Source organism: Alistipes megaguti (assembly GCF_944320325.1).
In the GTDB taxonomy this organism is placed as follows: domain Bacteria; phylum Bacteroidota; class Bacteroidia; order Bacteroidales; family Rikenellaceae; genus Alistipes; species Alistipes megaguti.
The window spans coordinates 13,025-27,602 of sequence record NZ_CALUHA010000016.1; the positions used below are offsets into that span (position 1 = coordinate 13,025).

Below are 14,578 nucleotides of genomic sequence, written 5' to 3' on the forward strand. Positions count from 1 at the left end.
AGTTTTAGAATTGGAATTTCACGGAGAATCCGATGTTGCGCAGGCTGGGCAGCATGAAGTAATCCACGCCCTGCAGGAAGTTGTCGGAGGTCGAGGTGGTCAGTTCGGGATCGAACGGCGCCTTGTTGTAGATCATCCACAGGTTGCGGCCCACGAGCGAGACGGTCATCCCCATCTTGTTGCGAAACCACTTGCGCGGCAGCGAGTAGCTCAGCGAGAGCTCCTGCAGACGGACGTTCGTGGCCGAATAGATGTAGTAGGCTCCGGCGCCCGTACCGGCACCGATCGTCTGGTAGTAGTTTCTGGCATCGACCAGCCCGTTGTTGATCCGCACGCCGCCGGCGTCACGCGCCGCGGCCGAACGCTCCGAAACGCCGTAGTAGTCGAGGAAGGCCTCCGTATTCGAGACGACCGATCCGCCCAGCCGGGCCGCAATCATGGCCGACAGCGTTACGCCCTTGTAAGAGAAGCTGTTGCTCCAGCCCAGGTTGCCCTTCGGGAGCAGCGAGGCGACCTTGCGGCGTTCGGTGGTCGTCAGTTCGACCTGATTGGTCGACGGATCGACATAGATGTTGCCGTTGCCGTCGGTGCGCAGTTCGCGGTTGATGTAGAGGTCACCCATCGTTCCGCCCTCGTAGAGGATCACCTGCGGCGAACCCGTGTTGCCGAGGGTTGCCTTCTCCAGATAGGGCATCTCGATCGGCTTGCCGTCGACGGGGCTGATCACGCCGTCGGCCAGACGGATGATCCGGTTGCGGTTGGTCGTGTAGGTGAGGCTCGTATCCCACGAGAAATCCTTCCAGGTGTTGTGATAGCCGAGCAGGAGTTCCAGACCCGTATTGCGGACCTGACCGGCCTGCACCAGCACCGACGAATAGCCCGACGTCGACGAAGGGGTCGACTCGAAGGTCTGGTTGTAGGTGTCCGAACGGTACCACGTGGCATCGAGGTTCAGCTTGCCGCCGAAGAAGCGGGCATTCAGACCCACCTCCCACGATTTGGTCTTCTCGGGTTTGAGGTTGTCGTTCGGGAAGCGGTGGTTCGAGTCCCACTCGTGGTTCTGGGCGCGGTACTCGTAGTAAGGGCTCGTCAGGTAGGCGGCGTACGAGGAGCCGACGGCCGAATAGGAGGCGCGCACCTTCAGGAACGAGAACCAGTCGGGAAGATCGACCATCTCGGAGATCACGCCCGACAGACCCACCGACGGATAGAAGAACGAACTGTATTTCGAGAAGGCCAGCGCCGACTCCCAGTCGTTGCGGCCCGTGACGGTCAGGTAGAGCATGTTCTTCCACCCCACCTCGACGTTGGCGAAGATGCTCTGCGACTGAACCCGCGATCCGTCCTCACGCTCGCGGTAGGAGGTGGTCGAGATGTTGGTGATCGAGAAGAAGTTGGGGATCTTGCGCAGGTCGCCGCCCCAGCCCATCAGATCCATCTGCACGTCCTTGATCGAGGCGCCGACGTTGGCCGTCAGGTGCCAGTCGTCGGAGAAGTAGTGGTCGATGTTGGCGATGACGTCGGCATAGATCTGACGGTCGTTGCGCTTGGTGATGTTGTAGAGACCCTTCTCACCGGCGAAGTTCGTATCCGTACCGGCGTAGCGCTTGTTGGTGATGTCCATGTCCGAGTTGTCGACCTTCACGCGGCCCGTCACGTTGAGCCACTTCGTGATGTCGTACTTCAGACTGGCCGAGAGCATGTAGCGGCGCTTCTTCGACTCGTTGATCATCTTGTGCATGATCCAGTAGGGGTTCTGGAACGACATGTCGCCCGAACCGTAGGTCCAGTTCGGGACGTAGAGGTTGCGCGACTCGTCCCAGATCTGGTACATGCGCACGTTGTCGAAATCCTCGCCGCGCGGGAAGAGGTAGAGCGCCGGCAGCGGGTTGAAGTACTGTCCCGAGGCGATCATGTTCTTGTTATTCTGCAAGATATAGCTGGCACTCAGGTCAAGCGTCATCCGGTCGTTGAGGAACGAGCTCACGTCCCGCATCGTGAAGTTGTAACGGTTGTAACCGCTGTTGGGCAGGATGTTCCGGGCATTGGTCGTCGCGGCCGAGAAATAGGCCTGGTGACGCTTCGTGCCGGTGGAGAACGAAACCGAATTGCTGACGTTCGAACCCGTATTGAAGAAGCTCGAGGGGTCGAACCGCCGCGACGTCGCAGCGCCCCAGCTCTGATAGGATCCCACCTCGTTGCCGTAGCGGTTCTGGAAGCGCGGCATGACGAACGGCATCGAGAAGGTGGTGCTGTTCGAGACGCTCACCTGCGTCTTGCCCGCCTCCCCCTTCTTGGTGTTGATCAGCACCACGCCGTTGGCGGCATCCGAACCGTAGAGGGCTGCGGCCGAGGGGCCCGTCAGCACCGAAATCGACTCGATGTCGGCGGGGTTGATGTCGGCCACGCCGTCCGAACCGAGGTAGTTGCCCTGCAGGCCGTCGTCCGAGGAGCCGAACGAGACGTTGGTCATCGGCACACCGTCGATCACATAGAGGGCGTTGTTGTCCTTGTAGATGGATTTCGCACCGCGCATCACCACGCGCACCGCACCGCCCACGCCGGCTGCCGAGGAGTTGATCTGCACACCGGCTACCTTGCCGTTGAGCGAGTTCATGAAGTTCGCATCCTGCACGGTCATGATCTCTTCGGCCTTGACCTGCTGCACGTTGTAGGAGAGGGCTTTCTCCTGGCGCTTGATACCGAGGGCCGTCACGACGACGTTCTCCACGGCCACGGCCGACTCCTGCAACGTGATGTCGAACTGCGTCCGCCCGTCGACGGGCACCTCCTGCGACTCGTAGCCCAGATAGTCGAAGAGCAGCACCGGATGGGCCGTTCCTTCGGGAATGCGCAGCGTGAAGCGGCCGTCCACATCGGTGCTCACACCCAGGGTCGTACCCTTGAGGATCACCGAGGCTCCGATGACCGGCAGGCCGTGGGCATCGACGACCCGTCCGGAGATTTCACCCGGCGCAGCAGCCGATGCAAGGGGGGGGGTCCGCAGCTCTCCGGCCGAAAGAATGATGTTCGAGCCCTTGATTTCGTAGGAGATTCCCGTACCGCGGACCATCTGACCGAGGGCCTCCGTCACGGGGAGATTGTCAGCCACAACGCTGACCGTATGGTCGATGTTGAGACTCTTGTCGTAGATGAACAGATAGCGGGTCTGCTTCTCGATTTCGTTCATGACCCGTTCCATTTTGACTTGCCGCAGGTCGATGGTGACGCGTGCGGTCTGAGCCGCGGCCGGACGTGCCCCGAGGCACAGAATCGCCGCGAACAGGAAGATTATCAGGCTTTTCATTTGGCCTGATACTTTTTTCTTCATATCTTTGCAGATTGGTTAAAGGATAATAATTCAGGTTGTTCCAAGGCTGGGAATAGACCGTTATCCTGACGGCCCGGAGTTGTTGGCGCAATTCCGGGTTTTTCTTTCACGAAATGTCCGCAGAGGACCGGATACGGTCGAAAAGAGACGGATTACAGCATCATAGGCAGGCGGAGTTTAAGGTTCGGGAATTCAGGTTTATCAATAGATCGTAATTACGTTGGTCTGGGTATCGTAGGTGTATCGGAAGTCGCCGTTGCGCTGCAGGATGCTCAGGGCGTGTTCGATGCCGTCCGAGATGCGGATCTTGCCGATCGACCCGACTTTGGGCAGCTGCTTGAGCCGCACGTCGAAGCGTACGCCGTAACAACTCTCGAAGCGTGCAAGGATCTCCTCGAACGAACAGCCGCCGATCGAGATCTGCCCCTCGGTCCAGAGGTATTCGTTCGGATCGTCGGCAGGTTCGACGCGCAGGCGCCCCTCTTCGAGCAGGACCCGCTCGTTGGGGCGGAGCGTTACCTGCTGATGGAGCGAATCGCGGGAGGTGACGCGGACACTGCCACGGAAGAGAGCCGTCGAGAACTCATCGTTCTGCTCGTCGGCACGGACGTTGAATCGGGTGCCGAGCACCTCCACGCGGCAGGCGTAGGTCTCGACGATGAAGGGGCGTTCGGCATTGCCCGTCACATCGAAAAGGGCCGTACCCCGGAGTTTTACCTGGCGTGTCGCACCGGCAAAGAGGGCCGGATATTCGAGCTCCGAGCCGGAGTTGAGCCACACCGAGGTGCCGTCCTGCAGCGTAAGGTTGATGCGTTGTCCGGCGGGGACGACGATCCGGTTGGTCAGCTGCTCCCAGTTGTGTTCGCGGTGGGAGATGACCCCCCAGCTGATCCCCACGGCCAGAGCCACCACGGCGGCAATCCGCAGGGCGGGTGCGGCCAGACGCCGGAGGACTCCCGAACGGCGGCCGGGACGCAACGCCGACACGCGGGCACGGGCCTTCGGACGGGGTGCAAAGAGTTGCAGGGCCGTAAACAGGGCCCGTTCACGGTCGAACGTCCGACGATTCTCCGCATCGGCGTCGAGCCACTCCATGAGGCGGCGCTCCTCCTCGGGGGAGGCTTCACCTCGGAAAAACCGGTACAGTGTCTCTTTTTCCATGCTTCGGCAGTTCGTTTTGGGGTGCATACATCCTAAAAGCACTTCAGCGAAGCGTTTTACCGGAAGAAAATGCATTTTTTTTGAAAAAGTGATTTCAGGGTCTGGAGAGACGCTCCAGAAGGGCTGCCGCCAGCACGGCCGGCAGATAGTCGTGCAGTCCCCGGCGCAACGCGGTCAGGGCCTTCTCGAGTTCGGTGGCCACGCGGCGTTCAGTGATGCCGAACAGTTCGGCCACCTCGCGGTAGGAACGACCCCGGAAACGCTGTTCGGTGAAGACGCCGCGCGTCAGCTCGGGCATCTCGTCCAGACTCTCGCGCACAAGCCGTTCGATCTCCCCCTCGAAGAGCTGCCGGGGGTCGCACATCTCCAGCGAACGGATGTTCTCGCGCAGCACACGGTTCTCCAGCGCCTCCATCTCGTTGTGGGCCCGCAGACGGACCAGCCGGGCCCGCAAGTGGTTCAGACACTTGTGGCGCAGCGTCGTGAAGACATAGGCCGCCACGTTGCACGAGGGGTCGATGCGGCCGCGGTTCTCCCAGAAGTAGAGGAACGAATCGGTGACCAGATCCTCGGCCGCGAGCCGGTCCTTGACATATCCGCGGGCGAACTCGATGAAGCGCGGACGGTACTCGTCATAGAGCCGGCCGAAATCATCATCGTCATTTCTGTTGACAGAGGTGTGTTCCACGGAGAAGTTGCATTTGAATTGTACAAATATACTATTTTTTGCAAAAAGTCATCTCCGCAAAAAAATCGCTACCGGGAAGAGGCCGTCTCTTTGAAGGTGGAACAGCAGAAGAGACGATACTGTCGGACGAAGCGGTTCCGGACTGTAAGAAGCCGTTCCGTACCCCGCCGGGAGAGGTTGCATCTTCATGAAAAATCAAATCGGGGCTTCGGTATTTCGCAAATAATTTCTATATTTACCTCACGGCAGGCCCCTCGCCGAAGGCAGCAAAGAACTGACAACCCGAAACATGAACCCTTCAAAGAGATGACGGACACCGAGTTGGCACAGGAGATACGCCAAGACAACCACCTGGCATTCGCGATGGCGTACGACAAATACCACCGGCAACTCTATGCCTTCGCCTACCGATATACCCGCACAGGTTCGGCCGCCGAGGATATCGTCCAGCAGGCCTTCCTCAAGTTGTGGGAAAACCGTTCGCGGCTCGATCCGCAATCCGGACTGGGAGGCTATCTCTTTACCATCTCCAGAAATCTGACACTCAACGTGCTGAGATCCGGAATCCCCACCGACGGAGCCTGGGAACGAATGACAGAGAGGAATTCGGCCGGATTCCTGAATGAGCTCGAACGCCGCGACCTGCTCGACAAGCTCGACCAGGCTATCGGACGCCTCTCCCCGCAGAAGATCGCCGTCTGCCGCATGAAACTCCACGAAGGGCTCTCGAATGCCGAGATTGCCGAACGGCTCCACATCTCGGTCAACACCGTCAAGGTCCTCTACCACCAGTCGATCCAGCAACTGCGCAAGATGATCGGAGCCGGGTGTCTGCTGCTACTCCTGCTGTTGGAAAACTGATCCACAACGGATCGGTCCGAAAAAATCGCTCTCCGGCATAATACTTTTCCCCGCGCCGTGTGTATTTATGATAAAACACGGCCCATGAAACCGACCTCATTCCCCCGACCCGAAACCGACCGCGACCTGTTGCTCGCCTTTTTCGAAGGAAACTGTCCTCCGGAACGCGAGAAGGAGGCTCGCCGGCTGCTGAAGACCCCCGCCGGACAGATGATCGCCGCCAAGGCAATGGATCGGGACATCAAACAGGCACTGAACGATCCCCACGCCCTGCTTTCGGAGGCCGTGCCGCAACCCTCCGCCGAACTGCGCGAACGGATTCTGAAAGAGATCGGCCGCCGCAGCCGCCGTCACAACCGCCTGCTCAAACTCCGGATGGCCGCGGCCGTCGCCCTGCCGCTCATTCTGCTCAACCTGCTGCTACTCACACAGCTGGAGCCCTGGGACGGAGTGGAGACTGCCAGCCGGAAGATCGTAGTCCCGGCCGGCGAACAGATGCACGTGCTCATGGCCGACGGCACCTCCGTGATGCTCAATTCCGAAACGACTCTCGAATACCCTTCCCGCTTCGACCGCCGGCGGCGCGAGGTGAAACTCCACGGCGAAGCCTTCTTCGACGTGGCCAAGGATGCCAAACGCCCCTTTGTGGTCCAGACCGACGGTCTCTCGATCCGGGTGGTGGGGACACGGTTCAACCTCAACACGGCCTCGCCCGGCATCACCAGCCTCTATCTGCAGGAGGGAAAGGTGAGGGCCCGGGAGCTGGTCTCGGGACAGGAACACAACTACGAACTGCACCCCGGACAACTGCTCGAACTGAACCGCGAATCGGGTGAAACCCTTCTGAAGAGCGATGCCGACTCGACGCAGCTCATGGGGTGGATGCACAAACGATACTATTTCAAGAATACGCCGCTGCGTGATCTGCTCGCTTTCCTGGAGCGGAACTACGGCGTGGAGTGCCGCGTCTGCGACGAGAGTCTTTACAGGTACACCTATACGATCAACTTCTACAACGAATCCATCGACCAGATTCTCTCGGCTATGGAACGCATTACACCGCTGCGGATCGTGCGGATAAACGATTCGATCACCATCTACCCGCTCTAAAACCAAAAACCATGAAAACCGACCTGAACAAACCTCAAAACTTCCCGCCTATGACCTGACAGCCCCCCCAATACCAAAAAAAGTCGGACATGCCCCACATGCCCGACCCGAATGGCAGAATCAGTCCTCTTTTTTCCAATTCTAACCAACCGCAAATGTATGAAAAACAAATTACATTCGGGGGAAGTCGGGTCAAAAAAATACCCATTGGCCCGGATCGCTTTCCTGATTGTCTTTTTCGTGTTTTCGTCGACGACGAACCTGTGGGCCCAGAAAGTCACGTTGATCTTCTCGCAAACCCGGCTTGAACGGGTTCTGGACGAAATCTCCCGCCAGACGCACTATACGTTCGCCTTCAGCCCCGAGGTGGTCGACGTCACACGCAACGTCTCGATCCGCAAGACCAACGCCGATCTGAAGGAGGTTCTCACCGAACTCTTCGCCGGAACACGCATCTCGTACCGCATCGCCGACCGGAAGATCTTCCTGGCCGACCGTGCCACCATGAAGCAGGAACAGACCTGGATCGTCTCGGGAAAGATCTCCGACGAACAGGGCTCCCCGATCGTCGGAGCCACCATCCTGCTGCAGGGCACCACGCGCGGCACCACCTCCAATGCCGACGGTTCCTACCGCATCACCGTCCGTGAGAGCGACCGTTCACCCGTGCTGCTCTTCTCCTTCATCGGGTACGACCTGCAACAGATTCCCGTCTCGCCCACGCGGTCGATCGTCAACGTGACGATGCGCGCCTCGTCGACAGCCATTCAGGATGTCGTGGTCACGGCCCTCGGCATCACCCGTCAGGAGCAGTCGCTCGGTTACGCCGTCTCGAAGGTCGACAACGAAGCGCTGAACACCACCGTCTCGAGCAACTGGCTCAATTCGCTCTCGGGCAAGGTCGCCGGTCTGAACCTCGAAGGCACCTCATCGGGACCCGGCGGCTCGCTGCGCGTGACGCTGCGCGGCGAAGGTTCGCTCTCGCACGACAAAAACACGGCGCTCTTTGTCGTGGACGGCATTCCGATCAGCAGCGACATGACCGCCAGCAGCTCTGCCTCGCAGACCTTCGACACCGACGCCCCGATCGACTACGGCAACGGCGCCAGCGACCTCAACCCCGAGGACATTGAATCGGTATCGGTGCTCAAGGGCCCGGCCGCCACGGCCCTCTACGGATCGCGGGCCGCCAACGGCGCCATCATCATCACCACCAAATCGGGCCGCACGACCAAGGGCATCGGCGTTTCGTTCAACTCGTCGTTCACCTTCGAGCGTGCCGGCTACTGGCCCGACTTCCAGACCGAATACGGTGCCGGAAACGGCAACCTCACCAACGTCATCCAGCAGCGGTACTACAACTACTGGACCGTCCGGGCCGAGGATGCCGAAGACGGCATCGAAGCCCCGACGCGCATCTATTCGCGCATGGGCTTCGGACCGAAATTCGAGGGTCAGATGTTCTACCAGTACGAATCACGCGACTGGGAGACCGGCAAATACCACAAACTTCCCTGGCAATACAACGACAACTGGTACAAGGGACTCTTCCAGACCGGCATCACCTACAATAACAGCGTATCGGTCGAGGGCAGCAACGGCAACGGCACGTCGGTCCGCCTCTCGATCCGCGACTCGCGCAACAACTGGATCGTTCCCAACACGGGATACAACAGCCAGAACATCAGCTTCTCGGTCAGTTCCAAGCTCAACCGCTTCATCTCGCTCAAGGGCAAGGTGACCTACTACCGCAAAAACAGCGACAACCTCCCCATGTCGGGTTACAACCCCGCCGCACCGCTCTATACGCTGCTGTGGAATCCGACGGTCATCGGCGTGGATTCCTACGCCCGGGAGTACTACAACGACCGGATCCGCCAGATGTACGAAGCCGGTACGGAGTATCTGCTCATCAACTCCTCGTACGCCGACAACGTTTACATGCAGCTCTACCAGCAGCTCAACACGCTGGATCGTGACCGCGTCTACGGCAACGTCGCCCTGACGCTCAACCTGCACAAGAACCTCACGCTCGACCTGCGTTCGGGTGTCGACTTCTACAACGACTTCCGCACCCAGCAGAAACCCTGGTACTCGAACGGCTACAAGTACGGCTACTACAAGGAGCAGACTGTGCGCAACTACGAGATGAACAACGACTTTCTGCTCACCTACAAGCGCCGCTTCGGCGACTTCGACCTCACGGCCTCATTCGGCGGCAACAACATGGTCTACAACTACCAGAACGTACAGCTGACGGCCAAGGACGGTCTGCAGGAGTACAACATCTACAAAATCAACAACTCGCGGTCGACGCCGCTCTCCTACGTGCGCCGCAGCAACAAGTCGGTCAACAGTTTCTACGGACTGGTCAACCTCTCGTGGCGTGACATGATCTTCCTGGACATCACCGGCCGCAACGACTGGTCGAGTGCCCTGGCTCGCGGCAACAACTCCTACTTCTACCCCTCGGTGAGCACCAGCATCCTGCTCGATCGGCTGCTCAACCTCGGGGACAGCGCGCCGTGGATCAACATGCTCAAGATCCGGGGATCGTGGGCCAACGTCGGCAACGACACCTCGCCCTACAGCCTGAACCACGTCTACTCGTCGAGCAATTTCGCCAGCGCCTACTACCTCTCGAGCACCATTCAGAATCCCGACATCAAACCCGAAAACGTCGAGAGCTTCGAAGTGGGTACCGAAGTGCACCTCTTCGACAACATCTGGTCCTTCGACGCCACCTACTACCACTCGAGCACCACCGACCAGATCATCGGTGTACCCGTCGACCAGGTCACCGGCGCCACCAGCAAACTTATCAATGCCGGCGAAGTGCGCAACGAGGGTGTCGAACTCTCCACGCGCATCGTCCCCATCCGGACGAAGGACACCCGCTGGGAGATCAACCTCAACTGGAGCAAGAACTGGAACCGACTCGTCAGCCTCGCCCCGGGCGTGGAGGTCTGGCAGATGAACTCGAACATGAACGTCAGCGGCAACATCTACATCAACGCCTATCCGGGAACGGAGCTGGGCCGGCTCTACGGCCGCGGCTACAAACGGGCTCCGCAGGGCGCCTTCTACGTCGACGAAAACGGCGCGAAGATCGACTGCTCGGGACAGGTCATCGTCGACGCCGCGAGCGGTGCTCCGGTCCTCACCGGCACGGAGGACCCGTTGCTCGATCTGGGCAGCATCTACCCCGACTGGAAGGCCGGCATGACCCATACGTTGTCATACAAGAACCTCAAGCTCTCGCTCACCTTCACCGGACAGTGGGGAGGCAACGCCTACTCGGTCACCCACTTCGCACTGGCCTACCAGGGCAAACTGAAGAACTCGCTGCCGGGCCGTTACGCCGGTCTGATCCACGAGGGCGTCAACCTCAACGACGACGGAACCTACCGCCGGAACACGACCATCACCAAGGATATCGTCGACTACTACGGCACCTATGTCTACGCCCGCGAGAATGCCGAAAACAACACCTTCGACACCTCCTTCCTCAAGTTCAAGGAGCTGCGCCTCGAGTACACCCTTCCGAAACGGATCTGCGAGAAGCTGAAGATCGTCCAGAGCGCCTCGCTGGCCTTCTATGCCACGAACCTCTTCTGTTGGACCAACTTCCCGATCTACGATCCCGAAGCCGGATACATGGTCGGCTCCTCCATCAGCCGGGGTATCGAGGCCGGCGCCTATCCGTTGACCCGCACCTACGGTCTGAACCTGAAACTGAACTTCTAATACGCTGAACCATGAAAAAAATCAAATATCTCGCCCTGATCATCGCCGCGACGCTGGTTTCCGGTTGCGAACACCTGTTCGACGAATACAACACGGACCCCAACAGCATCGAAATGTGGCAGATCCATCCGGAAGGCATGATGGAACAACTGCTCTTCTCGGCAGCCGACGGCCTGATGTACGGCACCTGGCAGCTCAACGGCGAGCTGATGCAGTACACCGTCAACCTGCAGGCCGAGAACATCCATCGCTACATCATCCGCGACGCCTTCGTACAGACACCCTGGAGCTACCTCTCGCGTCAGGCGGCCAATGCCGACCACATGCGGCGTCTGGCCATCCTGAAGAACGAGCCCAACTGCGAAGCCATCGCCCTGACCATGCGGGCGCTGATGGTTTCGAACCAGACCGACCTGTTCGGCAGCATCCCCTTCAGCGAAGCCTACAAGGGGCGTGACACGGTAGCCATCACCCAGCCCCGCTACGACACGCAACAGGAGATCTATACACAGCTGCTCGAGGATCTCGAACGGGCCAACTCGCTCTACAACGTCAACAAACCCCTGCAAAGTCCCAACAAGGATCTCCTCTACGGCGGCGACCTGAGCAAATGGCGCAAATTCACCAATTCGCTCCACCTGCGGCTGCTGATGCGTCTGAGCAACCGCGACGAGGAGATGCAGGTCTCGCAGAAGATGCAGGCGATGCTGAACAATCCGTCGACCTACCCGATCTTCACGGACAACAGCGACAACGCCATGTACGTCTATACGAACATCTCGCCCAACATCAACCGCTTCGGCAAATATACCGAGAAGAACTTCTCGTCGAACGTGCGGGTGATGGCCGAATACTTCATCAACCTGCTCAACGAACTGGGCGACCCGCGGCTGCCGCTCTACGCCGTGCTGCAGGGCGACACGTGGCAGGGTCTGCCGAGCGGTTACCCCACCACGGAGACCATCAACAACGGCAGCGCCACCCTCAACAAGGCCATTCTGGGCGACTACACCTCGCCCTACTGCTTCATGCGCTACGACGAGGTGCTCTTCATCCTGGCCGAAGCCACCTACCGCGGCATGATCAAGGGCGGCGAGATCCAGGCCCAGCGCTACTACGAACAGGGCATCCTCGCCTCGATCGACTACTGGGACAGCATCAACCCCTCGTCGGTGCACATCAACGAGCTCCAGAAGGAGCAATATCTCCAGAAAACGACCTACAACAACACCCTGAAGCAGATCATGGAGCAAAAGTACATCGCCCAGTTCTGGTGCGGCTACGAGGCGTGGGCCGACTACCGCCGGACGGGTTATCCGGAGCTGATCATCGGTACGGGCACCGACAACAACGGCGTGCTTCCGACCCGTCTGATGTATCCCCAGCGTTCGCAGCAGACCAACAGCGAGCACTATGCCGAAGCGGTCGAGCAGATGGGCGGCGACAACATGCGCATTCCCGTATGGTGGAGCCTGAAGGCCGTCAACAACTGATTCATTCACACGTAATCCGACTATTTCATGAAAACGATACGATTTCATTCGAATCTTCTGCTGCGCCTGGGGCTGATCTTCGCGCTGGGGCTCTCGGGAAGCGCCTGTTCGCAGGACGAGACGGCAGCGGACGAACCCTACGTACGCTTCGGCGAAGAGATCCGGGAGATCTCCTACGACCGTGCGGGCGGCGCGCAGGATTTCGAAATGTATACCAACATGGGCGACTGGACCATCGAGACCACCTTCGCCGAGGATGAGGAGTGGATCGACATCTGGCCCCGCGAAGGCCACAACAGCGGCCGTTTCACCATCACCGTCGGCGAAAATACCGAAGCCTTCGCGCGTTACGGCACGGTCAACGTGGTGGTCGGCGGCAAATCCGTCAAATCGTTCACCGTCCGCCAGGCATCGGGCGACGTGATCTTCGCCCTCGGCATGGGCAACAACACCCTGAAGGCCTCGGCCCAGGGCAGCGAATTCAACATCGCCCTGCAGACGAACGTCGGCTGGAAGGCCGAAGCCGTCGGTGAAGCCGCCTCGTGGATCGAGTTCGGCGAGGCCACGGACAGCACCCAGATCGTCAGCGTGAAGCCCAACAGCGGCGCCGAACGAAGCGGCGAGATCCGTTTCTTCGCCCTCGGCACCGGACTGGAAGAGTTCTACACCAACGTCATCATCAAGCAGTTCGACCAGGAGCACGACCCCTACAACGGAACGCAGCAGACCATTGCCCAGATCAAGCAGCGCCTCAACAACGGCATCGGACACATCACCGAGAACCTCTGGGTGGAGGCCACCGTGGTCAGCGACCCCTCGCTGCTCAATATCGAAAACAATCAGATGGTGGTGCAGGACGAGAGCGGGCAGGGCATTCTGATCGAGTTCGCCAACACGAAGGACAACATCTACAAACTGAACGACAAGCTGAAACTCCATCTCTACGAGGCTGAGTTCGTGCAGGATCCCGTGACGATGGGTTCGAAGCTGGCCGCCTTCACGCCCAATGCCATCTTCGACCAGTCGGCGGGCGAGCCGATCCAGCCGGTGGAGGTGACAATCGACCGGCTCGACAACTACGAGAACACGCTGGTCAAGCTGCCGAGCGTCGAGTTCTCCGTGCCGCTGGGCACCCTCTACAACAGCCAGGAGGATCAGTATGACCAGACGTCCGCCGGTTCGGTCAACCTCCAGGCCGAGCCCTACACGGACGGTCACCTGCGCTATGTACACATCCTGCGCGACGCTACCGGAAACTGGACCAAACTGCTGACCCGCAGCTATTTCCTCGAGCGCTACAACCGGATCGTGCCGCAGGGCGCCTGCTCGGTCACGGGCATCGTGATGAAATACACGAAGAACAACCTGACGGAGAATACGCTCCGCGTCCGCACGATCGGCGACATCGAGGGTTCCGACGACGAATCGACCCGTCTGACCCGTACGCTCGTGCAGTTCGGACCCTTCGACTGGAACGCCATCCCGCTGGAGAAGGTGACGCCGGTCGTCGGTTCAGGCGAGATCAAGACCACGGCCTTCAAGGGGCTGCAGTCAACACAGAGCATCGCTCTTGAGCTCGGCTACAGCCATACGCGCAACATCCCGGGAGTCCTCACCGTCGGAGCGAACGGCAAACAAACCGTCACCCCGCCCGAAAACGGCCAGGAGAACACCTATCCCTACATCCTCGCCCGTGACTTCTGGAATCACACCGGTTCGTCGATGAACCGCGAAGGCAGCACCGATCCCGACTACAAGGGCGAGGCCTGGGTCTTCAACGTCACCGACTTTGCCCCCTCGGGCGGCGATCTGTGGCTGACCTTCACGATCGCCAGCAGCTGGTACGGCCCGCTGGAGATGTGCATCGAATGGGCCGACAACGAAGATGCCCCGCTGAACGAGTATCACCCCATTGAGGAGTTCGTCAGCCCGCTGTGGAACGAAGGCGGAGCTTTCCATCTGCGGCAGTTTACGGCCAAACTCCCCGACGAACTGAAATCGAAGCGCAGTTTCACCATCCGCTTCCGCGCCACGGAGAACCACCGTGCCGGAGCCAACGGTCTGGCCATCAGTTCGGGCGGCTTCTCGGGAATCAGTTTCTGGGCCCTCACCGAACAAAAATAATCCACCACTCTCCTCTCTCCGGAGCCGCCCGCACGGAGACTCCGGGCGAGGAGGGATTCAACC

Annotated in this window: 8 protein-coding genes; 5 read left to right on the top strand and 3 right to left on the bottom strand. The window is 59.6% G+C overall.

The window, feature by feature from the left end; translation table 11 throughout:
- Nucleotides 1-4: 4 nt before the first annotated feature.
- The 3 genes from PUQ42_RS05740 to PUQ42_RS05750 form a co-directional block, all read right to left on the bottom strand.
- Complete coding sequence (locus PUQ42_RS05740) at nt 5-3,331, bottom strand: SusC/RagA family TonB-linked outer membrane protein (protein WP_273371831.1); 3,327 nt, start codon at nt 3,329-3,331, stop codon at nt 5-7.
- A 201-nt stretch (nt 3,332-3,532) separates the two neighbouring features.
- On the bottom strand, nt 3,533-4,492 hold the full coding sequence (locus PUQ42_RS05745; protein WP_273371832.1) for a FecR family protein: 960 nt from the start codon (nt 4,490-4,492) through the stop codon (nt 3,533-3,535).
- A gap of 94 nt (nt 4,493-4,586) precedes the next feature.
- Nucleotides 4,587-5,180: an RNA polymerase sigma-70 factor gene (locus PUQ42_RS05750; RefSeq protein WP_122119709.1), complete on the bottom strand. Its 594-nt coding sequence runs from the start codon at nt 5,178-5,180 to the stop codon at nt 4,587-4,589.
- A 306-nt stretch (nt 5,181-5,486) separates the two neighbouring features.
- Between PUQ42_RS05750 and PUQ42_RS05755 the strand changes: the two genes are divergently transcribed.
- From PUQ42_RS05755 to PUQ42_RS05775, 5 genes are all read left to right on the top strand, one after another.
- Nucleotides 5,487-6,041, top strand: coding sequence for an RNA polymerase sigma-70 factor (locus PUQ42_RS05755; protein ID WP_122119710.1), 555 nt, complete (start codon nt 5,487-5,489; stop codon nt 6,039-6,041).
- Nucleotides 6,042-6,125: 84 nt separating this feature from the next.
- On the top strand, nt 6,126-7,151 hold the full coding sequence (locus PUQ42_RS05760; protein WP_273371836.1) for a FecR domain-containing protein: 1,026 nt from the start codon (nt 6,126-6,128) through the stop codon (nt 7,149-7,151).
- Nucleotides 7,152-7,358: 207 nt separating this feature from the next.
- Nucleotides 7,359-10,898: a SusC/RagA family TonB-linked outer membrane protein gene (locus PUQ42_RS05765; protein WP_273371839.1), complete on the top strand. Its 3,540-nt coding sequence runs from the start codon at nt 7,359-7,361 to the stop codon at nt 10,896-10,898.
- 11 nt (nt 10,899-10,909) lie between these two features.
- On the top strand, nt 10,910-12,391 hold the full coding sequence (locus PUQ42_RS05770; protein ID WP_273371842.1) for a SusD/RagB family nutrient-binding outer membrane lipoprotein: 1,482 nt from the start codon (nt 10,910-10,912) through the stop codon (nt 12,389-12,391).
- A gap of 27 nt (nt 12,392-12,418) precedes the next feature.
- On the top strand, nt 12,419-14,515 hold the full coding sequence (locus tag PUQ42_RS05775; protein ID WP_273371844.1) for a DUF5689 domain-containing protein: 2,097 nt from the start codon (nt 12,419-12,421) through the stop codon (nt 14,513-14,515).
- The last annotated feature ends 63 nt before the right edge of the window (nt 14,516-14,578 follow it).

Coding starts and splice junctions, on each gene's coding strand:
- PUQ42_RS05740 (WP_273371831.1), bottom strand. CDS start 3,331: ATGAAGAAAAAAGTATCAGGCCAAATGAAAAGCCTGATAATCTTCCTG.
- PUQ42_RS05745 (WP_273371832.1), bottom strand. CDS start 4,492: ATGGAAAAAGAGACACTGTACCGGTTTTTCCGAGGTGAAGCCTCCCCC.
- PUQ42_RS05755 (WP_122119710.1), top strand. CDS start 5,487: ATGACGGACACCGAGTTGGCACAGGAGATACGCCAAGACAACCACCTG.
- PUQ42_RS05760 (WP_273371836.1), top strand. CDS start 6,126: ATGAAACCGACCTCATTCCCCCGACCCGAAACCGACCGCGACCTGTTG.
- PUQ42_RS05770 (WP_273371842.1), top strand. CDS start 10,910: ATGAAAAAAATCAAATATCTCGCCCTGATCATCGCCGCGACGCTGGTT.
- PUQ42_RS05775 (WP_273371844.1), top strand. CDS start 12,419: ATGAAAACGATACGATTTCATTCGAATCTTCTGCTGCGCCTGGGGCTG.